The 20,724-nt window shown below is 45.9% G+C and carries 19 protein-coding genes; 7 read left to right on the forward strand and 12 right to left on the reverse strand.

The features are described 5' to 3' along the window. Positions 1-5 precede the first annotated feature (5 nt). Positions 6-836, forward strand: a complete 831-nt coding sequence (locus AC23N5_RS09250) for a sensor histidine kinase (RefSeq protein ID WP_183973645.1) — start codon at positions 6-8, stop codon at positions 834-836. Between the two features lie 22 nt (positions 837-858). Beyond that, entirely contained in the window at positions 859-1,509 is a 651-nt protein-coding gene (locus AC23N5_RS09255) for a response regulator transcription factor (protein WP_122931729.1), read from the forward strand. Between the two features lie 49 nt (positions 1,510-1,558). On the opposite strand, the gene AC23N5_RS09260 is transcribed toward AC23N5_RS09255, so the two are convergent. Further along, complete coding sequence (locus AC23N5_RS09260; RefSeq protein WP_487755332.1) at positions 1,559-2,674, reverse strand: fatty acid desaturase family protein; 1,116 nt, start codon at positions 2,672-2,674, stop codon at positions 1,559-1,561. Positions 2,675-2,849: 175 nt separating this feature from the next. Between AC23N5_RS09260 and AC23N5_RS09265 the strand changes: the two genes are divergently transcribed. Further along, positions 2,850-3,494: a hypothetical protein gene (locus tag AC23N5_RS09265; RefSeq protein WP_183973649.1), complete on the forward strand. Its 645-nt coding sequence runs from the start codon at positions 2,850-2,852 to the stop codon at positions 3,492-3,494. 166 nt (positions 3,495-3,660) lie between these two features. Here the strand turns inward: AC23N5_RS09265 and AC23N5_RS09270 are convergent, their stop codons facing one another. Continuing rightward, positions 3,661-4,509 carry an AraC family transcriptional regulator gene (locus AC23N5_RS09270; RefSeq protein WP_487755333.1) on the reverse strand — a complete coding sequence of 283 codons (849 nt, stop codon included), beginning with the start codon at positions 4,507-4,509 and terminating at the stop codon, positions 3,661-3,663. 308 nt (positions 4,510-4,817) lie between these two features. On the opposite strand from AC23N5_RS09270, the gene AC23N5_RS09275 reads away from it, so the two are divergent. Beyond that, complete coding sequence (locus AC23N5_RS09275; protein ID WP_487755334.1) at positions 4,818-7,787, forward strand: DEAD/DEAH box helicase; 2,970 nt, start codon at positions 4,818-4,820, stop codon at positions 7,785-7,787. On the opposite strand, the gene AC23N5_RS09280 is transcribed toward AC23N5_RS09275, so the two are convergent. Beyond that, positions 7,784-9,952 (reverse strand): T9SS type B sorting domain-containing protein, encoded by a 2,169-nt coding sequence (locus AC23N5_RS09280; protein ID WP_487755335.1) that lies wholly within the window; start codon positions 9,950-9,952, stop codon positions 7,784-7,786. The two genes, AC23N5_RS09275 and AC23N5_RS09280, sit on opposite strands and share 4 nt — an antisense overlap. Before the next feature lie 82 nt (positions 9,953-10,034). Between AC23N5_RS09280 and AC23N5_RS09285 the strand changes: the two genes are divergently transcribed. Beyond that, positions 10,035-10,670: a DNA-3-methyladenine glycosylase gene (locus AC23N5_RS09285; RefSeq protein ID WP_487755336.1), complete on the forward strand. Its 636-nt coding sequence runs from the start codon at positions 10,035-10,037 to the stop codon at positions 10,668-10,670. Positions 10,671-10,680: 10 nt separating this feature from the next. Here the strand turns inward: AC23N5_RS09285 and AC23N5_RS09290 are convergent, their stop codons facing one another. From AC23N5_RS09290 to AC23N5_RS09315, 6 genes are all read right to left on the reverse strand, one after another. Then, positions 10,681-11,709, reverse strand: coding sequence for a cobalamin-independent methionine synthase II family protein (locus AC23N5_RS09290; RefSeq protein ID WP_122931720.1), 1,029 nt, complete (start codon positions 11,707-11,709; stop codon positions 10,681-10,683). A 46-nt stretch (positions 11,710-11,755) separates the two neighbouring features. Next, positions 11,756-12,244, reverse strand: a complete 489-nt coding sequence (locus AC23N5_RS09295) for an N-acetyltransferase family protein (protein WP_487755337.1) — start codon at positions 12,242-12,244, stop codon at positions 11,756-11,758. A 4-nt stretch (positions 12,245-12,248) separates the two neighbouring features. Next, positions 12,249-13,052, reverse strand: a complete 804-nt coding sequence (locus tag AC23N5_RS09300) for a sugar isomerase domain-containing protein (RefSeq protein WP_487755338.1) — start codon at positions 13,050-13,052, stop codon at positions 12,249-12,251. 53 nt (positions 13,053-13,105) lie between these two features. Then, positions 13,106-13,492, reverse strand: a complete 387-nt coding sequence (locus tag AC23N5_RS09305) for a GxxExxY protein (RefSeq protein ID WP_487755339.1) — start codon at positions 13,490-13,492, stop codon at positions 13,106-13,108. A 50-nt stretch (positions 13,493-13,542) separates the two neighbouring features. Beyond that, positions 13,543-14,427, reverse strand: coding sequence for an ROK family protein (locus AC23N5_RS09310; RefSeq protein WP_487755340.1), 885 nt, complete (start codon positions 14,425-14,427; stop codon positions 13,543-13,545). 165 nt (positions 14,428-14,592) lie between these two features. Beyond that, positions 14,593-15,387 carry an SDR family NAD(P)-dependent oxidoreductase gene (locus AC23N5_RS09315; RefSeq protein ID WP_487755341.1) on the reverse strand — a complete coding sequence of 265 codons (795 nt, stop codon included), beginning with the start codon at positions 15,385-15,387 and terminating at the stop codon, positions 14,593-14,595. Between the two features lie 91 nt (positions 15,388-15,478). Between AC23N5_RS09315 and AC23N5_RS09320 the strand changes: the two genes are divergently transcribed. Then, positions 15,479-16,366: a hypothetical protein gene (locus AC23N5_RS09320; RefSeq protein ID WP_487755342.1), complete on the forward strand. Its 888-nt coding sequence runs from the start codon at positions 15,479-15,481 to the stop codon at positions 16,364-16,366. A gap of 131 nt (positions 16,367-16,497) precedes the next feature. Further along, a complete protein-coding gene (locus AC23N5_RS09325) occupies positions 16,498-18,450 on the forward strand; it encodes a sialate O-acetylesterase (protein ID WP_487755343.1) in 1,953 nt (650 codons plus the stop codon). A 43-nt stretch (positions 18,451-18,493) separates the two neighbouring features. On the opposite strand, the gene AC23N5_RS09330 is transcribed toward AC23N5_RS09325, so the two are convergent. The 3 genes from AC23N5_RS09330 to AC23N5_RS09340 all read right to left on the reverse strand — a co-directional run bounded on the left by AC23N5_RS09330 (position 18,494) and on the right by AC23N5_RS09340 (position 20,682). After that, entirely contained in the window at positions 18,494-18,937 is a 444-nt protein-coding gene (locus tag AC23N5_RS09330) for a DUF1572 family protein (RefSeq protein ID WP_487755344.1), read from the reverse strand. Positions 18,938-18,988: 51 nt separating this feature from the next. Continuing rightward, complete coding sequence (locus AC23N5_RS09335) at positions 18,989-19,186, reverse strand: hypothetical protein (RefSeq protein WP_487755345.1); 198 nt, start codon at positions 19,184-19,186, stop codon at positions 18,989-18,991. A gap of 185 nt (positions 19,187-19,371) precedes the next feature. Next, the gene (locus AC23N5_RS09340; RefSeq protein ID WP_487755346.1) at positions 19,372-20,682 is read right to left on the reverse strand and encodes an APC family permease; all 1,311 of its coding nucleotides are present in this window, start codon (positions 20,680-20,682) and stop codon (positions 19,372-19,374) included. Between the last annotated feature and the right edge of the window lie 42 nt (positions 20,683-20,724).

Here is a 20,724-nt window from a genome sequence, read left to right on the forward strand (position 1 = left end):
TCACTATGGAGCCGTCTTATGCCATTGTTATTGGGACAAGTATCATGCTTATCATGGCAATGTTCATTGTCGTGTTTGTGATGTATTACCAACGCAAACAGATTGAGCAGCGAATACGCGTCAAAGATATGGAGGCGGAGTTTCAACGGAAACTCTTAGAGGTCTCTATGGCCTCTACGGAAGCCGAACGGAGGCGCATTGCCCAAGATTTACACGATGATATTGGGGCACTTTTGTCAGTTACAAAGCTAACATTCAATGCGTTGTATAGCCAGTTGGGCTCAAAAGAACAAGCCGAACGCCTCGCCCAACAAGTACGCGAAGCCCTCGACGAAACCATTAGCCATGTTCGTCGTATTAGCCGCGAGTTAGTTCCTACTACTTTAGAGCGATTTGGGTTAGCAGCTGCCATTCAGGAGTTTGCGGCCAGAAGCAACTCCCATCATGCCTTGAAAGTGACGTTTGATTGCCTGGGCGATGAAGAATTTCGGTTGGCACCTCGTACTGAGTTGATGCTTTATAGGGTAGTACAAGAACTGATTAACAACGCCCTCAAGCATTCGAATGGTCGAAATGTGCATATACAGATTGAGCTCCCTCCGCGGCAATTTTGCATTGTTGTGGAGGACGATGGACTGGGGTTTGATCTCAATGATGTGCGTTTGCGGCCATCACCTGGGTTAGGACTTGATAGCATTGAGGGGCGATTGCGCGTAATCAACGGAAAAGTTGATTACGAAACAGGTCTGAATAAAGGATGCCGAGTGGTGGTGAGGTTACCTAAGTTTACGCCCTTGAACTCGCCGCTTTCTCCCGAAAAAATAACAGCAAAGTAATATACATTTACAGCACGGACAGATGAATAAGATAAAACTCGTGATTGCCGATGATCACAACCTTTTTCGTAAAGGGATGACTGCAATGTTGAATCAAATTCCTGATTTTGAGTTGATTGGTGAGGCGGCAAACGGAAAAGAATTGTTGGAACTCTTAGAAAAAGTAACCCCTGACATTGCGTTGTTGGATTTACAAATGCCCATCATGGATGGGGTAGAGGCGACGGAGCAAATCCAACAACATTTTCCCAATCTACGGGTAATCATTGTGTCGATGCACGAGGAAGATCGATTTATTATTCATTTGTTGGAAAAAGGTGTCAATGGGTATTTGTTGAAGGACTCGGAGCCAGGGGAAGTAGAAAATGCCATACGGCGCGTCATGGCGGATGGTTTTTATTACAGTGATTTTGTGTCGAAAGCGCTGCACCGTAAAGTAATTACCCGTGCCAATCCGCCAGCCCCATTGTTTAACAGCAAAATTCAAATTTCGCCCCGTGAAATGGAAGTGTTGCAGCTACTCTGTGAAGGGCTTTCTACGCTCGAAATTAGCGAAAAATTATTTGTAAGTCCTCGTACAGTGGAGGGACACCGCTTACGGCTTCTCGAAAAAACGGGGACTAAAAACACGGCGGGCTTGGTAGCTTATGCCTTCAAAAACGACTTGTTGTAGTGAATGCCACGTCAAACCTGCATTAGAGGGTTGACGTGGCAAAACGTGGTTATCCAAATGCTTCGTTGAGGTCAGGTAAGTGACCAAGCTGATGCAAGGTTGTGATATGAGAGCGTAATGCTACGGCAAACGTAGGATTTTCAAGGTATGGTATCCCAAACTCTTCGGCGGTTTCTTTGACAATGTGCGAGATAGCAGGGTAGTGTACGTGCGAAATCTTTGGGAAAAGATGGTGCTCTACCTGAAAATTAAGCCCACCTACGTACCACGAGAGCAACTTATTATCGCGTGAAAAATTGACCGTTGTGTTCATCTGGTGAATTGCCCAATCATTTTCAATTTCCCCTTTCGAGTTGGGTTGTGGGTGTGTAGTTCCTTCTACAGAATGGGCTAGTTGGAAAATCGTCGTCAAAATAATCCCGCCAATAAAGTGCATGAGTAGAAAACCCGCGATTAAAGTTTGGGTTGGTACTTCAAATACGAACAAAGGAATCCCAAGAAAAACGGCGAAATAGCCGATTTTCGCCAAGATAATTTTACTCAAAATGATGATGTTTTGAGTACGGGTATTGGTATTGACCCCGTTGGCAGTATAAGTAAAAAAGTTAACAAAGTCCTTCGCAGTTACCCAGTAGAGGGTCAAGATTCCGTAAAAAAGAAAAGCGTATAGCCACTGAAACTTATGGAAAGACTTGACGGGTGTGTGTGGCGAAAACTTGAGGACGAGTTTGTCTTTGATGTCTTCATCAAAATGAATAACATTGGTATACATGTGGTGCAACACGTTGTGCTGCAACTTCCAATTGAAAGGCGAGCCACCTAGCATGGTCAGATAAATAGAACCCATCCACTCATTTACTACTTCATTTTTGGAGTAAGCACCGTGGCAGGCATCGTGCATGATGCTCATGCCAATTCCAGCAAGCCCAATTCCCATCAATGCCCACAACATCATACTTACCGCAAACGGAGGCTGGAAGAGTAAAAACAAACAAAATGGAACGACATAAATCGCCGTAAGTACTACTGTTTTGACAATCAGCGTCGTGTTGGAATACTTGGAAAGATTTTGATCTTTGAAATACGCATCAACTCTTTTTTTGAGGGTAGAGAAAAATTGGTTTTTGTCTTTGTTAACGAAACGAATTTTTTTAGCAGGATTCACAATGATTAATGGAGGTTTAGAGAATTTAATTTTGAAGTAAAGGTAAATACTTACAGCCGTAACTTCTAGCGTTCGATAAAAATAGCTCGATACTCAGAACAGAAAATGACTTTAATCGTATGAAATCGTGACAAAAAGCCTGTACTTTGCGTCACAACAGAAACATAAGAAAACAATGAAAAAAGTACTAATAGTAGCTATTTTAGGCTGGTTGGCTGGTTACTCAACACAGGCACAGACGGTATTGCCTGGTAAACAAGATATTGACAAGTCCACTTTTGAGGGACTTTACGTCACAACCAAGATTGAGGAAAAATACTTGGGCCAATACTGGGAGTCGTATTTGAAACAATACGGCAAAGTCAGTAGCTCTCGCGGAGGAGTGTATCGGGCACCGTCGGCCAATATCAGCAGTGTTTCGTCGTCGCCCATCAATTTATCGAGCCAAGTTTCGTCCAAAAAAGGGCTTTCACAAGTGTTCATTTACTTGGATTTGGGAAATGGCTCGTACGTGACACAAGGCACCAAAGGCTACGCAGAAGCGGAGTCATTTTTGAAGAAATTTGCCGAAGATGCCATTTTGTATGATGATGCGCGCGTGGCTGAAGAAGCCATGAAAGAGTCGGAGAAGTCGTTTTCTAAACTAACTCGCAAAGGCGAATCACTCAAAAAGGACATTGAAAAAACCGAAAAAGAACTCGCTAACCTCAAGAAAGATTTAGAAATAAATCAGAAAGATGTAGCAACGTCGCAGACAGACCTAGAAACGAAGAAAAAGGTGTTTGAGGACGCAAAAGCCAAAATCCCCGCAAAACAATAACTGTGAAGAGGGTTGCTAAACGGTGGAGAGGGTTGCTCACAACCCGACGAAAACTGTGAAAAGGGTTGCTCACAACCCAACGAAAACTGTGAAGAGGGTTGCTCACAACCCGACGAAAACCGTGAAAAGGGTTGCTTACAACCCGATCAAAATGAAAGCCAACGATTTAGAGCAAATCGTTGGCTTTCTTGTATTCACGGGGTGTTTTGCCCGTCACAGCCTTGAAGGTTTTGGTAAAATGCGAAAGATTGTTGAAACCGCTGCTGTAACACACATCTGTTACAGACTGGTTTTGAACGAGCAGTTTACTTGCTTGTTTGATGCGGTATTCGTTGACAAAATCGGTAAAGGTCATTTGGGTGATTTTTTTGAAATACCTGCAAAACGACGGCACCGTTAGGTTGGCCAAATCAGCCACTGTTTGAACATCTATTTCGCGTTGATAATGCTGCTCAACGTACCCATAAATCTGCCGAATACGTGCTTCTTCGCGGTGGCTATGTTCGTAGCTAATGCCGTTGATTTTTAGTAGATTATACTCTTTGGAGGTGGCAAGTTTTTGCAAAATAATCAACAGTTGAATCAGGCGTTCAAAGTGACTGAGATGAGGAAGGGTAAGCATAAGATTAGCGACTTCCTGTCGGGTTTCACCAAAAAAGTTAAGCCCCTTTTTAGATAACTCAAAGAGGCGGTTGATGTCCTGTAATTCAGGACTTTGAAGAAAAGATTCGCCAAGAAAGGTATCGCGTAGCTGCACCACAATCTCTTCATGTTCGTAGTCGGCACCGTATCCAAAGTTAAGGTGAGGAACGTTGGGGCCAATAAACATCAATTCTCCCTCTTCAAAATGCGAAAGGTGCTGCCCAATGTGCCGTTTTCCAGAGCCTTTATGGATATACACAATCTCGTATTCGGGGTGTTGGTGCCAAAAAAAACGGTCTTCGTGCGAGCGCCAATGCAGTACTTTGAACGAACTGCCTCGGTCGGGAGTGATATTTTCGTACTCGGTTTTCATGCTTGATTGTCGCGGGTTATCGCTCACTTTGTATCAAAATGATAATTAAGCACAAATTAAGGCAAAAAACGAATAATAATTTCGTTTAGGATTTACAGATATTTGCACTCAGATTATAGACGTTGACTTTTCTCACTAAAAACCTACGATGATATAGAGAGCGGCTTAGGCCGCTTTTTTTATGGCCTTTATCTTCAATTTGCTATGTTGGTTTTGACTTGTATCTTTGTAAGTGTTCAAAAAGTGCCCTTACCATTTTGGGGATGATGAACGCTTGGTTAAGGTGTTTGTACTGCATTTAGGAGTGTATGAAAGTCTCTACAAGTCAGCCATTTGCGATTGTTTACTCGCTGTTTCAGCATCAGTATCTTGGGTATTTGTTTGGTTCGTATATGGTCCAAATCAATTCTAAAAATGAACTGACGCTGCTGAATCAGATTGTCTCTACCAAAAATGTCAATGAATTCGCGGCTGGTTTGGATACTGTTGATTTTGAGTTGGTTAAGTTGATTGAAGATACCCAGCAAGATCACATTCTCAAGAAATTCAATCCCAAAAAACTGTCGGCGTTCGACTTCTTCCAAAAGGTATATGACCCCCAAAAAGGGGATAAATTGCTGCAAGAGACCATTAGTGATTACATTGAGCGGCGAAAAGTTGAGATTCTTGACAAGTTGGCGGGGAAACGGGTATATGTGATGGGGAGCGATAATAACCCTGCATGGATGCCCATTGAACGAATGCCTGACAAAGCCAAGGTGTTTTTTCATTTTGTACGAAACGAAGAAAATACGCATTATTTCCCTATTCTAAAATACGACACAGAGCGGCTCCAAATTAGGCATCGCAACGCCATGTTGATTTGTGATGAACCAGCTTGGTTATTGATTGACAACAAGTTGTATCATTTTGATAAAAGCGTGGACGGAAAAAAAATCCGTCCGTTTCTCTCAAAGAATCATATCATTATTCCACGAAATGTGGAAGAGCAATATTATCGAAAATTTGTTGCTCCCCTGATTGCTAGTTATGAGGTTTACGCCCAAGGGCAAGGCTTCGAAATCAGGTACGAAAAGGAGTCGGTGGTGCCTGTGTTGACGATTACTGAACAAACGACGTCGGTTAAATCTGGGTCGTTGACGATGTTCAATGCGCAGGACAACTCAGAGTCTGCCTTAGTAACCGAAGATTATGACCAGAGCCAAGTGGTTTTTGAGTTGTCGTTTCAGTACGGTCAGTTCAATTTTAAGTTTGACAGTTTCGCCAATCATGCCAACGTGAGCCTTGAAAAACAAGGTGATGATTACATTTTTCATAAAGTAAGACGCAACGTTGGGTTTGAGAAAAATATCCTTCATCGCCTCAAAGAATGGGGATTGGTGATGGGACAAGGTCGTAGTGTTGTGTCTAAAAATCAGGCATTTGAGTGGATACAGGCGAATAATGTGACGTTGAAAGATGCAGGAGTTCTTTTGCAGCAAACAGCAACGGGCTCAAGTGCCAAACGCTATTTTCTGGGTTATTCGTCGATTGATATTACGTTTGAAGAATCGCGGGATTGGTTTGATGTGTATGCCAAAGTGCGTTTTGGGGAATTTGAAATTCCGTTTGTGAAGCTCAAAAACCTGATTTTAGCCCGAAAACGGGAGTTTACTTTACCCAACGGGGAAGTGGCGGTCATTCCAGAAACATGGTTGACGAAGTATTCTGAACTGTTTGCTTTTACCGAATACGATGCCGAAAGCCATCAGCTTACGCTCCGAAAATACCACCTAGCGCTGGTGCAAGAGTATGCCGAAGATAGCCTTGCCAAGGTGGTGATGAATCGTAAATTAGAAAAATTGCGGGATTTTGATGAGATAGATGAGCAGCCACTTCCTGAGGCGTTTGTAGGAACGCTGCGGCCATACCAAAAGGCAGGTTACGATTGGATTATTTTTTTGAGTCAGTACCGTTTTGGGGGCTGTTTGGCCGACGACATGGGGCTTGGAAAAACCGTGACTACCCTAGCCATGTTGCAGCGACAAAAAGAAATGGGCGCCGACCGACCGTCGTTGCTGGTGATGCCAACGTCGTTGTTGTACAATTGGGAATTGGAGGCGCGAAAGTTTACGCCGCAGCTGCGGGTGTTGGTATATAAAGGTACTTACCGCGAAAAAGATACGACTCGTTTTGATGATTACGACCTCATTCTGACTTCTTACGGCATCGTTCGCATTGATATTGAGCTTCTTAAATATTACCGTTTCAATTACATCATACTTGATGAATCGCAGGCGATTAAAAACCCTTCGTCGCACGTGACAAAGGCCGTGATGCAGTTGGAATCGAATTTTCGACTGATTTTGACGGGAACACCGTTGGAAAACACAACGATGGATTTGTGGACTCAGATGACCTTTGCCAACCCTGGGCTTTTGGGTAGCCAGTCGTATTTTCGTTCTCATTTTCAGGTACCGATAGAAAAACAAAACGATGGGCAACGTACCCAAAAGCTATATGCCCTGATTAAACCGTTTTTGCTTCGTCGGCACAAATCGCAGGTAGCGCTCGACTTGCCACCAAAAGTGGAAAGTGTTCATTATTGTGAAATGTCGGAAGAACAAGAAAAACGTTACGAAGAAACTAAGTCGTACTACCGAAATTTTATCTTGGAACACATCGAAGAGGAAGGAATGGCCAAGTCGCAAATGGTTGTTTTACAGGGATTAACCAAGCTCCGACAACTGGCCAATCACCCCCGCATGGTGGACGAAACGTACGACGGAGCATCGGGTAAACTAGAAGAGATTGAAGCGAAACTGGAAGAATTGGTCAGCGGGGAGCATAAGGTGTTGATTTTTAGTCAATTTGTGCGTCATTTGGCTATTTTGGAAAAAACCTTGCATCATCAAAAAATTAAGTACGCTTACCTCGACGGCAGTACTGTCAATCGACAAGCGCAAGTGGAGTTGTTCCAGCAAGACGAATCGGTGAAGGTGTTTTTGATTTCGTTAAAAGCGGGTGGGGTAGGGCTCAACCTAACGGCCGCCGATTACGTCTTTATTTTAGATCCTTGGTGGAATCCTGCGATTGAAGCCCAGGCCGTTGATCGTGCTCACCGAATTGGCCAGCAGCGCACAGTTTTTACGTATAAATTTATTACCAAAAACTCGGTAGAAGAGAAAATATTGGACTTACAACGAAGCAAGCAAAAGCTGTTCAATGAGTTGATTACCAACGAAGAAGGGTTCGTGAAGTCATTGAGTAAAGAAGATATTTTGGAGTTGTTGGCCTAGCGAATCAGCACCAGTTTTCCTCGTATAGCGTGGCCTTGTGGGGCTGTTTGGATGATAAAAGCATAGTTTCCAACGGGCAAAGGTGCTTCGTTATAAAAGCCGTCAAACACGGTTTTTTTTGCTGAATCAGAATAAAAAATAGCTTCTCCCCAGCGATTATAAACCGTGACTGTCGCTTCGGGAAATTCTTCCAAACCACGTATGAGCCAAGTGTCATTGACGCCATCGCCGTTGGGGCTAAAGGCGTCAGGGATATGCACGCCTTTCATGATGCCAATGGTAATTTTGTCGATAGCAAAACACCCATTAGCATCGGTTACTTTGAGGGTATAGGTGGTGGTTTTGTCGGGAGAAGCCGTCGGAGAGGCCGTTTGCGTGTTGTCTAGGTCAGTGGGGGGGCTCCATTGGTAGGTGTAGCCCGAAACGCCGCCATTTTTGTTTAATTGAATGCTGCCATTCTCGGCTAAATCTTGGTCGGTGCCAAGTTCTAAAGTAGGCCCTGCTAAGACTTCGACTGTGTGTGTGGCCGAACCATCTACGCACGTACCAGCCTGTTTGAGCGAATACGTGATTTCGTGTTTTCCTGCCCCTGCTTGTTGTGGAACAAATTTATTGGGGGCAACAACCCCTTTTCCGCTGAAAATACCACCTGCGGGCGTGGCAATCAACATGAGGGCAGTAGTATCGCTACCACACCGTACAGGAATGGGCTGTATCCCAATCGAAGCCGCAGCAAATGCCTTAATTTCAACGGGTTTAGATTGGCCTGTGCAATTGTTAGCGTCGGTAATTTTGACTGAATAGTTTCCTATTTGGTTGATAACCAAAGAACTGTTGGTGGCATTGGGGATGGGTAAACTATCGAGCAACCATTGATACGTTGCGTTTTTTTCGGAGGAGGTTGCTGTCAACGTGAGTGGCGTGCCTGGACAAAATAGCCCAGATGGATTGGAAGAGGTAGCAACGACGCTTGGATTGGGTACAACCTTAATGGCTGTAACCGACGATTCTCCTGCGCTACATGCACTTTTTCGGGTGACTTTTACTTTGTAATTGCCTTGGTTTTTGACAATCAATACCGAGTCTTTGTTACCCGCCAGCAGTTGATCATCTTTGTACCACTCAAATGACGTGTTTGGAAGATTGGCGCCTGCGTTGAGTTGTACCGATTTCCCTTCGCAGAGGGTGGTAGGCGCTGCTATGTTTGGCCGCCCAACTTCGGAGACGCGAATGACTGCGGGGGGGATAGGCACACATTCTTCGACCTCAATTTGGTACTCGCGGTAGGTTTCGCTGAGTTTTACTCCCGAGCGACTGTGTTGGAGCAAAAAACCAATCGAATAGACACCAGCTTTGGTAGGTTTGGCCGAAACAAGAATGTTGGTAAGACCCTGACTCGTAAAAATATTAGGGGCAAGCGGAGGGAGAACGAAGTTGCCTCCTGGGAGCATCTGATTTTCTGAAAAGCCAGCTTTCCATTCCACTTTTTGGTAAGGTATTGGGCCGTTGGCTCCCGTAAATGGGGCGATATTTGAGACAACTAAATTAAAGCTTGACCGAGTGAGCCCAGATTTTAGTGGTTCTGAAACCACCTGAAGGCTAAAGTTGGTCTCTTGGTTGGCACAAAAAAAGTTGTACGATTGGGGCACCCACTGCGGGGTGGTTTTTCCTGCTTCGGCAGGCTCAAAATATTCCCATAAATAAGCGGGTGAAAACCAATGGTACAGAACAATCTGCGATGAAACAATGTTGTCAGTGGGATTGCGCGGGCCAACGGGGCTGTTTACAATGTAGTAGCCTTCTGGGTCGTTAAAATCTTGGGGTTTTAAGACCAAATTGTAATTGTAGCGGACAAATAAATACTCGACTTTTTTACTTTTATCACAAGATACCGAGAAACTTGAAGCACTGACATCGTTACTTTTGTCGGCCGTATATTCTTGCATGAGTTGATTGTCTTTTTTACGATACACCCCAAACCGAAGCTGGGCGGGAAGAGCGTCGTAGCCTGCTTTGTCCGTAAAAAAAGTGCAACCTACCCCGTAAGCATAAGGAATATTGTTATTGATGGTACGACGGTCTATTTGTCCACCGTAAATACGTTGGGCGTATGCGGAACCAAAACTGGCCAATAAAACGAGAAGAAACCCAACGAAATTGCGCATTACTTTGGTTAAGGACTAGTATTAAAATCAAATGTATCTAAAAATCTACTAACAGGTAGTAGCCAACCAGTTATTAAGTTTTATGCAGCCACTTACGCTCGACTTCTATCAAAAATACGATACGTTAACCCTCGCCCAAAGGTTGCTTGGTTGTACGTTGGTTCATCAAAGCCCACACGGGACTACGGCTGGCATCATCGTTGAAACGGAAGCCTACCTAACTGACGACCCCGCGTGTCATGCGTACCGAAGGAAAACAAAAAGAAATGCCGCAATGTTTGGCCCTGCGGGAACAGTTTATGTGTATCAAATCTACGGAATGCACTATTGTGTCAACATCGTAAGTGGTGACGAAGGCGTGGGGGAGGCGGTGTTGATTCGGGCCTTGGAACCAACCGAAGGTATTGAACTTATGGAAGAAAGAAGAGGGTATGGAATGTCGAGTGCAGAGGGTAGAATGTCGAAAGAGAAACCTATTCGACACTCTGCACTCTCCCTTCGACACGTATGCAACGGCCCTGCTAAATTGGTGAAAGCCATGGGGATTAGTATCGAAGAACATAACGGTACTTCGCTTTTAGCGGGTAATTTAAAGATTTATCCTTCTGTACTAGAGGAGTTTGAGATGATGACTACCACCCGAATCGGCATTACGCAAGGCGCCGATTTACCGTACCGTTTTTATGTGACAGGAAATCGCTTTGTAAGTCGTAAATGAGGCATAGCCTCTACAAACTGGCTCTGACGAGTTTGGCGCCGTCGCACATGGCTTTTAATTTTTGTTTAGTCGCCCAGCGCGCCGTCTGACTCATTCCACAGTCGGGGGCAACGGCTAGTTTTTCGGCAGGAACGTACGGCAATACCTTCCGAATGCGCTCGGCGACGTCTTCGGGCGTTTCGATGTAATAACTTTTAACGTCAATGACGCCCACTGCTACGTCCAGTTTTTCGGCAAATCGTTCCAAAAGATGCACATCGGCAAAGTTGAGGACGGTCATTTCGGAATGAAGTTCATCGACAGTCATGTCCAAAAAATCGGGTAGCATGGGAGCTAATGTTTTTTTACCCACCGAACGGCCTTTGTAATTTCCAAAACAGAGGTGCATCGAAAGGCGCGTTTTCCCGACAGCAGGCGCAACGGTTCGGTTAAAAATATCGACAAATCGTTGGGTATCTTCGCGGTAAGCGTAACAACTCATGGACGGCTCATCCACGCAAATTTCGGGAACGCCCAATGCCACCAATTCTTCAATTTCTTTCCGCACAAGGGGCAAAATAGCTTCGGTCACTTCCCAGCGGTCTTTGTACAAATGCCCTGGATTCAACCGCCCCGACAACGTATAAGGCCCAGGAATCGACATTTTAACGCGTTGGCCTTCGGGGGCAAGGCGTTTGAGCCGTTTGTATTCTTCCACCACTCCAAGCCCTTTGGGCGCTGTTAGGGGCTCAACAATGCTGTTTTTGCCGCGTTGATCGTGGGCAGGTGGGCCGTATTTTCGGGTTTCTGAGCTATCGTTCTGGATTCCGTTGATGAAACCATAAAACGACAGGTTAAAGTCGAGACGGGTTTGTTCGCCGTCGGTGATGACGTCGAGTCCTGCGCTTACTTGGTCGTGGATGGCCGTAATCACGGCATCGTCAATCATTTCGGCGATGTCGGCGGGGCCAAACTTGTCGAGGTTCATGCTCGCAAATTCGAGCCAGCCAGGAAAAGGCATCGAGCCAACGACAGTGGTTTTTATCGGATGAGGTTGCATGTTTCTAGGTTTGAGGGTTTACTGTTTAGGGTTTCGTGTTGTTTCTTCATAGCCATTGGTACATGACATGGGCATCGACGAGCCCAAGTTGGGCGTGCTGGTAAGCGTTGGGAACAGTGCCAATGATTGCAAATCCGCATTTTTGCCACAACCGAATGGCAGTGGTATTGGTCGAAATCACGCAGTTGAATTGCATGGCAAGGAAACCCAATCGCTTGGCTTCAACGAGTGAGAAGCGGCACATTTGCTCAGCAATGCCTCGCCCACGGGCATCGGGATGAACCATGTACCCCGCGTTGACCACATGACTACCCAAATCGGGCTGATTGGCTTTTAGAAAAAACGTGCCGACGATTTTGTTGTTTTCTTCGGCGGCGTACGCATATTTTTCGGGGTCAAACCAAATTCCTAGCATTTTTTCGCGCGACGATTCGGGCGCGTACATGTACGTATCTCCCGCCCGAATCACGGGCTCAATAATGGCCCAAAGGGCTTCTTTGTCGGTTGGGAGTACGGGACGAATTTTTAGGGTCATGGCGTTAGAGTAAATCACTTACATAGCTAGGGACGCCTACGTGTTGGTACATTTTTGCAAGGCGGTGGGCGTGCTCATCGTAGGCTGCTTCAAACAGTTCGACGGCGCGTTCGCTACCGACAACTGCCGCTGCACTTAGCACCTTAGGTGGACGTCCTGCCTGGGTAAGAAGTTGGGCAGTTTCGGCTTTAAGGCAATTGACAATCGCCGCCCCGCCTACCGTCGAACCAGGAGAAACGGGTGTGTCAAGGCCATCAACCGTAACCATAGCATCGCCTACGGGTGCGCCTGTATCGAGTACCAAATCGGCAAAATCGGTTAATTTTTTTCCATCCATACGCTTTGATGAACTGGCTTCGGAGTGTTCTTTAGTTACTAAAGCAACGACCTTAATGCCATTTTTTTGGAAAATTTCGGCCATTTCAACGGGAACAATGTTGGTGCCCGAAGACGAGATTACCAAGGCAGTATCTTGAGAAGACAAGTCAAAATTCCGCAAAATACGGTCGGCTAACCCCGAAACATTTTCCAAAAACATGGCTTGACGTTGCCCGTTGGCACCCACCACCAAATTGTGAAAAGTAAGAGACAACTCCACGATGGGGTTAAACCCCGCAAAAGAGCCGTAGCGAGGCCACATTTCTTCGACCATGATTCGGCTGTGGCCACTACCGAAAACGTGTACCATCCGTCCTGCAAGGATGCTTTCGGAAAACCATTGAGCGGCTTGTTGGATTTGGGGTTGTTGTTGTTGAATAGTTTGTAAAATGTGCTGACATTTACTTAGATAAACTTCGGTAACAGTCATGTGACAATAAGGTTTAGAACGCGGATTGAACGGGTTAAATAGATTTGAACGGATTATTTTAAATTGACTTTAAAACGATTTTCAAAAATTTTACGCTTGAATTCTGGTTTTCGCCCAAAATTTAAAAGCAAACCAACTTCTTTATCGGTAGCTCTCAGGTAGTTTGTCAGCTGAGCTTCATGTTCTACAGCTAAGTTTTCAGCAGCTTTTAGCTCGACTATGACTAGATTTTCTACTACTAAGTCTGCATAGTAATCTCCAACTTCATACGAATCGTAATAAACTTTTATAGGTTGTTGATTTTCGCAAATCAATCCTTTCTTTTTTATTTCAATTAACAAAGCTCTTTCGTACACCTTTTCAAGAAAACCGAATCCCAACTCGTTATAAACGGTATAGTAAGCTTTGATGATTGAGTCTGTAATAGAAGCATGTATCATAAAAAATCAGTTAGAATCTGTTCAATCAGTTAAATCTGTGTTCTATTTTTTTAGTGTGATAATGCAAAGCCTGCGGCGCCAATGGCTCCAGCCATGTCACCAAATTGGGCTTGAACAATGGGGGTTTGTTTGCCCCCAGGCCGCCACTCATACAGGCTCATAAATTGGTGTAAAGGCTCAAACAAGGCATCGTCAGATAAGGTGATTCCTCCTGCAAGGACGATGAGTTCGGGGGATAACGCATTGACAAGCGACGACAACGCCACGGCTAATTTTTGGACGGAAGTGAGCCAAACCAAACTGGCCCAAGGGTCGCCTTGGCGGTAGGCTTCGACCAGCGCCCACGTGGAGTCAAACTTTCCTTTGCTTCTTTTTTGAACGGAATAATTGCCAATGGCATACTCCAAACTCCCTGGAGCACCGACGATGCTTACTTCGTCGTCGGTGGCATGAAGGGAGAGGTGGCCAAGGTGTCCCGCCATTTGGTTAAGTCCTTGGTATAGTTTTCCTTGGATAAGAATCCCGCCTCCAACGCCTGTGCCGAGGGTGAGTAAAATCACATTTTGGCAACCCTTAGCCGCCCCAAACCGCGCTTCGGCCATGAGTGCTGCGTGGGCATCGTTGAGGACGTAGGTGCGTTGCCCAAAATAAGCACTCCAATCAAAATGCGCTAGTCCTAACAAGCGATTGGGAAGAAATGAAATACAAGAATTATGGGCATCGGGTAAGCCTGGAGCCGACAGTCCAATGGCATCAACGGGAGCCTGCCAATAATTTCGCAAGTAGGTAACCATTTCAAGTACATTTTCACGCCAATGCCCTTCCGTGTCATCTTGCGTCGCCACGTAATGTTGCTTCAAGATTTCTCCCGCTTCATTGACCAAAATGCCCTTGACATTGGTCCCTCCCAAATCAATACCGATGGCTGTTTTCATTTTTTTAGTTTTGGGTTTCCTGTTTTAAGTTACCAATGACTCAAGGTAAACACATAGGCCACATAGAATTTTCACATAGCACACAAATCTAAATGTCTATGTTTACTATGTGTTTATTCTACTGTATTCTATGTGTTAAAAAGAATGCTACCAAATCAATAGACGCTACCACTTTCCCTCCGTCACTGACCAGCCTCCGTCAACGGCGAGGACTTGGCCTGTTGTAAAAAGAGCATAATCAGATAAAAAATAGAGAGCAGCGCCATCTAAATCAGCGGGTTGCCCGTTTCGACCGCCGTCGAGGGGTTGTTTGGTTTTAATAAAATCCATGATGAGCGTGTTTTGAGAAGCACGTTGGCTCATGGGGGTTTCCACCAATGCGGGGGCAAGCACGTTGACGCGTATGTTGTCTTTGGCGTAATAGGCCGCAATGGACGTACTAAAGCCGATAATGGCTGATTTGGTCGCCGCATAAGCGTGGGTGGTAAAGTAGGTAGGCGAAGGTGAAAAACCGAGCACCGAACCCACATTCAGGATAGAACCACCCGTTTTTTGGGCTAAAAACTGACGTATCGCTGCTTGGTTGGAAAGCATGAGCGAGGTAAGGTTCAACTCAAACGTTTTGTTCCAACCCTCCAACGTAAGCTCGTGCAGGGGGCCATCGCCAAATTTCCGTCCGCTTCCTCCAGCCACATGGTACAGCCCATCAAAGCGCCCGAAGGTATGAACTGCTTTGGCAATGGCTTGAGAGGCCGTGCTTTCGTGCGTGGCATCAGCCGAAATGACCACCGCCGAAGGCCCCAATTGCCGTTGGGCTTCTGCGCAGCTTTCGGGGTTACGACCAACGACGACCACTTGGGCGCCGTGCCGAACAAACGCACTCGCGGCCGAAAGCCCAATGCCCGTGGTACCGCCAATGACGACAATTGTTTTCTGGTCGAGCCATTTTTCCGTAACCATGCCTAATTTTGCGTTATTGTACTATTAACTTATTATAAAGAGTTGAATGGTTAGTTTTCTAATCAAACATTCGTCGAAAACTTAAAAGAACTTGATAACACAAACACGATTTGAGGAGGAAGTGAGGGCTTTTTTGTCTTTTCAACAAGACCAAGAGCTACCCATCTTTGGGCAAAGGTTTTCCTGTCCAGTGCTTTATTATCCTGAACGTTTGCTGGCGATTCACCTCATTTCGTTGGAAAAAACAAACCTACTTTTACCCGATACTTTTGTACAATTGAGCGATGCTTTGGCAGCGGAAGGCATCAAAGTAATTCATTTGTGGGAAGATGTGTGGTATTCCAAAAAAGCTGTGGTTCAGTCGAGGCTGCGGGCGGCGTTTGGTATTTCTCAACGCATTCCTGCCCGACTTACAAAGGTTCGCCGAATTGATAAACCTACCTTAGAGCGGTTTATGGACGTTCATCACTTGCAAGTTTCTACCAATGCGAAGTTTAAATACGGTCTTTTTTTGCCTAAAAATTACCAGCGCATTTTAAAAGATGACAGTCCTGCGACTCCGTTTTTGACCCAACAAATGACGATGCAAGGAGAAGCTTTGGTGGCTGTGGCTTCGTTTAGCGGGGGAAAAAATATCCTAAGAGAAGGGGAGACATTCCGCTCGTTTGAGTTGATTCGTTTTGCCAATCATCTTGACTGTACGGTGGTAGGCGGATTGGATAAATTGCTGAAAGCTTTTATGGCCGAACTACAGCCCGACGATATTATGACTTACGCCGACCGCGATTGGTCCGACGGTAGAAGTTACGAACGATTAGGTTTTGAACGAATGGGAGCGACACCTTCGCATACTTTTTGGGTCAATCCTGACACCTGGGAACGACACTATGCCGAGCGACTTTTGCCCGACGACATCGGGATTCATTGGGTAAAAGTATATAACTCAGGGAATTGGAAGTTTTTGAAAAAAATGATTTGATATTTTTCTCGCAGATGTACTGTGGGTAAAAAACTGTGCTAAATTTTTTATGCCAACGCATGGCCTTTGAGTGGGTTATTTAACGTATTTTTAGGTGTTTATCTAAACCCCTAGAATTCTCCTTTTTTGTTATGAAACGACTGCTACTCTTTTGCCTTGTACTGCTTCAATTTCAGGCCATTGCCCAGCTAAAGTTTGCCCGCTTATTTTCAAATCACGTGGTGCTTCAACGCCAAAAACCAATTCCTGTTTGGGGGTGGGCCAAGCCTAAGGAAAAAGTCACGGTGACGTTGGCCAACCAAAAACTTTTGGCTACAGCCGATGAAGCAGGAAAATGGAGCGTCAAATTCAAACCCATGGAAGCGGGCGGCCCTCATCGGTTGGTGGCTACTACGCTGACGGGCAAAGCCGAAGTAGAGGATGTGTTGATGGGGGAGGTATGGTTGTGCTCGGGGCAGTCAAACATGGAATGGCCCGTCAAACAAGCCGATAATTTTCGCCAAGAGAAGAAAAATGCCAATTTTCCCCAAATACGCCATTTTTACGTAGAACATAACGTAACGATGGACATTCAAACTGACCTTGCCTCAGGCGAGTGGAAGGTGAGTGACGAAGAAAACGTGGGCAATTTTACGGCTGTCGGGTTCTTTTTTGCCAGAGAATTAGCCCAAAAATTGAACGTACCCATCGGCTTGCTTCATTCGTCGTGGGGAGGTTCGCAAATCGAAGGGTGGATTAGCAAAGAAGCCATGCAAACCAACGATGAACTGAAACCCTACGCCAATGCCCTCCCCAAAACGTGGGAAGAAGCCGATGCACAACTCGACCGCCAAACGCGCAAACAGTTGCTAGGCAGTGAGGCGGAGGTTACGATGGCGGATGAAAAAAAATATACCGAAGCGGGATACGATTTCTCGAAATGGCGCTCGGCGGGGAGTCCTTTGGGGTCGTGGGATTGGAAAGGAATTTGGATGTTTAGGGGCAAAGGGTTTATGGCCAAAACCATCGACATCCCTGAAGACATGGTAGGACAAACCACGACGTTGGGGTTGGGCATTCAAGATAGTTTCAACGAAATGTACATCAATGGCAAGCTGGTCTATGCGGGTATGATGCAAGGAGTCCGCAAAATAGCCCTTCCTGCCGATGCGTGGAAAGCTGGCGCCAATCGGCTTGTCATAAAATTTGGGAATATGATCGAGCATCCGTGGTATGGTTTGGGGGTAAATGGTACGCCTGACGATTTGTTTGTTAGCTCCAAAACCGCCAAAGTAAGCATTGCTTCCGATTGGTATCTTTTGCCTTCTTTTGCCGAACCTCATACGTATAACCACAGTTGCAACAACGTCGGGACGACGATTTATAACGCCATGATTGCACCGCTCATTCCGTTTGGCATACGGGGGGCACTTTGGTACCAAGGCGAGTCGAATGCGGGGCGGGCGTACCAATACCGACAGTCGTTTCCGTTGATGATTGATGATTGGCGGCAGCAGTGGGACGACGATTTCTCGTTTTATTTTGTACAATTATCAAGCTACGGCGGCTACCAAAACAGTAACAACGGAAGCAATTGGGCCGAGCTTCGTGAAGCACAGACCCTGGCACTTTCCCTTCCCAAAACGGGTATGGCCGTAACGATTGACGTTGGCAACCCGAAAGATATTCACCCGACCAACAAACAAGACGTTGGCCATCGTCTGGCGCTTAATGCCTTAAAAATGGATTTTGGGCAAGATGTTTTGCATACTGGGCCTGTGTACGATTCGGTAAAGTTTGACGAAGACAAGGCCGTTGTTTCTTTCAAAAACGTGGGGGAAGGTCTGATGGTAAAAGATAAGTTTGGGTACGTCAAAGGCTTTGAGATTGCGGGCGACGACAAAGTGTTTCATTATGCCAAAGCCGAAATCATCGGCGATAAAGTAGAGGTGTATCATCCCAAAGGCGTGAAACCTATTGCGGTGCGTTACGCTTGGGCTGACGCTCCCGAAGACGCCAATTTGTTCAACCTAGAAGGGCTCCCCGCAGGGCCTTTCCGCACCGACGATTGGAAAAGCAAAACCGAAGGGCAGAAGTTTCAATGATAAACGCGGGGCGAACATACCGAAATTCGTTATTCGCCCCGCGTTATTCCAACAACCTCCGATGGTAATTGACCTGCCCCAAATGATAACCAAGATGGGCGACAAGGTGGATGAAAAAGTACTCAGTGGTGGTTTTGGTTTCCAACACAAGTTGCGGGTATTCGGCTTGGTAGTCTTCGTCGGTGAGGGTAGCCAACGACGTTCTGATGACGTCAATGGTGGCGTCGATGTCGTTGATAATTGTTTCTCTGGCTACGTTTTTGGCGCTAAATTCCAACGGGCGGTTGCGAACGTAGCCCGTTTTTCCAATTTCAGCCCCAATGTACGTATTGAGATTGCCGATGAGGTGCAGCGCCAAGTTTCCCGCCGAATTTGAAATCTGCTCGGCGACTTTCCAGATGTTTTCTTCGTTTTTGTAGGCCAAAAGCTCCGCCTTCAGTCGGCGTAAATCCCGCTCAAAAAGCGCTGTTAATGTTGTTGAAAGCATATCGGTATATGGTTTTGTGGTTTGGTGGTTTGGTCGGGTTTTGAGAAACCCTTAGTACGTTTTATAAGTCTTCACGGGGTTATAAGTAACCCCTGTTTCGGTTGTGAGCAACCGAAAACACATTTGGGCGTTTGCCCTTTGCCCCTTTGCCCCTTTGTCTCTTCCTACTTTCCACTTCACGGGGTTATAAGTAACCCCTGTTTCGGTTGTGAGCAACCGAAAACACACTTCGAGAGCAACCGAAAGCACATTTGGGCGTTTGCCCTTTGCCCCTTCCTACTTTCCACTTCACGGGGTTATAAGTAACCCCTGTTTCGGTTGTGAGCAACCGAAAACACACTTCGAGAGCAACCGAAAGCACATTTGGGCGTTTGCCCTTTGCCCCTTTGCCCCTTTGCCCCTTTGCCTCTTGCTCCCTTGCCCTTTGCCTTTCGCTACTTCCCGCTTCGTTTAAAATACACATAAGCACCGCCGCCTAAGGCCAAAAATACCAAACCTGCGATGGCTTGTTCGGGCTTTTCGATCAATGTATTGACTACCACAAACGCCGACATGGCCATAAAAATCAATGGCGTGACGGGGTAGGCCAACGTACTGTAATTGCGGGAAAGTTTACGCTTACGAAAAGTAAAAATAGTAGCCGCCGTCAAGAAGAAAAAGGCCGTATCAACAAACACAACGTAAGTGATGAGGTTAGAGAACGTTTTCCAAAAGATAAGCAGCAAAATCGTCCAAAACGACTGAAAAATAATGGCCCAGAAAGGTGTTTGGAAACGGGGGTGAATTTGGGCAAATTGCTTAAAAAACAGCCCATCTTCGGCCATCGCAAAGTAAATACGAGGAGCAGTAAGAATATAAATGCCAATCGTGCCGAGTACCGAAAGTACAATGAGAAAAGAAATAAACTTCGCGCCCAAGCCCCACACGGTCGAAATAGCTTCCGAGGCGACGCCCGTTGACGCTGCTATTTTTTCGATGGGGAGGAGTTTAAGGTAGGCTACGTTGATGGTGACGTAGGCCAAACACACAATGCCGATGCCTAGCAACATCGCCCTGGGTACCACGCAGTCGGCGTCTTTTACTTCGGCCGCAATGAAGGTTGCGTGCTGATAGCCGCCGTACGAAAAAGAAACCCCAATGAGGGCCAGTCCAAACGACGAGACAAGGGGTAATTGGTAGGAATTGGTGGTCCAAGTAAAATCAAAAAGACTGAAGTCTTGAGTGGCCATCAAAAAACCAATCAAGACCACGATGGCAATACCGATAAGTTTGGCAGAGGTAAAAACCGACGCAAAAAAACTTCCCCATTTGACCCCCAGCACATTCATAATGGTCAGCAGCGTGATGGTCAGAACGGCCACAATGAGCTGCGAACTTTCTGAAATCGGAATGAGCTCATTAAGGTAAGAAGTAAACACCAACGAAAGGGCCGCCAACGACCCCGTATTGATGACCAGTAGCATCGACCAGCCGTATAAAAATGCAGGGAGGTCGCCAAATGCTTCCTTGAGAAAAACGTAAAACCCGCCTGCTTTTTGGAAGGAAGAAGAAATTTCGGCGAAGGTAAGCGCCCCACAAAGTGCTACGAAGCCTCCCACTACCCAAACGCCCAACATCCAGCCTGTGGTGGGTAAATAACCCGCAATTTCGGAGGGTGTACGAAAAACGCCCGAGCCTATACTCGACCCGACGGCAATCATGGTAAGACTAAAAAGTGTGATTTGTTTTTGTAGTTGTTGAGACATGGGTCTAAAGGTTTGTTTCGCTGCTTTTGACGCAGTCACTCA

Source organism: Runella sp. R5_40, from assembly GCF_057652295.1.

Coding starts and splice junctions, on each gene's coding strand:
- AC23N5_RS09250 (WP_183973645.1), top strand. CDS start 6: ATGGAGCCGTCTTATGCCATTGTTATTGGGACAAGTATCATGCTTATC.
- AC23N5_RS09255 (WP_122931729.1), top strand. CDS start 859: ATGAATAAGATAAAACTCGTGATTGCCGATGATCACAACCTTTTTCGT.
- AC23N5_RS09265 (WP_183973649.1), top strand. CDS start 2,850: ATGAAAAAAGTACTAATAGTAGCTATTTTAGGCTGGTTGGCTGGTTAC.
- AC23N5_RS09270 (WP_487755333.1), bottom strand. CDS start 4,509: ATGAAAACCGAGTACGAAAATATCACTCCCGACCGAGGCAGTTCGTTC.
- AC23N5_RS09275 (WP_487755334.1), top strand. CDS start 4,818: ATGAAAGTCTCTACAAGTCAGCCATTTGCGATTGTTTACTCGCTGTTT.
- AC23N5_RS09280 (WP_487755335.1), bottom strand. CDS start 9,952: ATGCGCAATTTCGTTGGGTTTCTTCTCGTTTTATTGGCCAGTTTTGGT.
- AC23N5_RS09285 (WP_487755336.1), top strand. CDS start 10,035: ATGCAGCCACTTACGCTCGACTTCTATCAAAAATACGATACGTTAACC.
- AC23N5_RS09290 (WP_122931720.1), bottom strand. CDS start 11,709: ATGCAACCTCATCCGATAAAAACCACTGTCGTTGGCTCGATGCCTTTT.
- AC23N5_RS09295 (WP_487755337.1), bottom strand. CDS start 12,244: ATGACCCTAAAAATTCGTCCCGTACTCCCAACCGACAAAGAAGCCCTT.
- AC23N5_RS09300 (WP_487755338.1), bottom strand. CDS start 13,052: ATGACTGTTACCGAAGTTTATCTAAGTAAATGTCAGCACATTTTACAA.
- AC23N5_RS09305 (WP_487755339.1), bottom strand. CDS start 13,492: ATGATACATGCTTCTATTACAGACTCAATCATCAAAGCTTACTATACC.
- AC23N5_RS09310 (WP_487755340.1), bottom strand. CDS start 14,427: ATGAAAACAGCCATCGGTATTGATTTGGGAGGGACCAATGTCAAGGGC.
- AC23N5_RS09315 (WP_487755341.1), bottom strand. CDS start 15,387: ATGGTTACGGAAAAATGGCTCGACCAGAAAACAATTGTCGTCATTGGC.
- AC23N5_RS09325 (WP_487755343.1), top strand. CDS start 16,498: ATGAAACGACTGCTACTCTTTTGCCTTGTACTGCTTCAATTTCAGGCC.
- AC23N5_RS09330 (WP_487755344.1), bottom strand. CDS start 18,937: ATGCTTTCAACAACATTAACAGCGCTTTTTGAGCGGGATTTACGCCGA.
- AC23N5_RS09340 (WP_487755346.1), bottom strand. CDS start 20,682: ATGTCTCAACAACTACAAAAACAAATCACACTTTTTAGTCTTACCATG.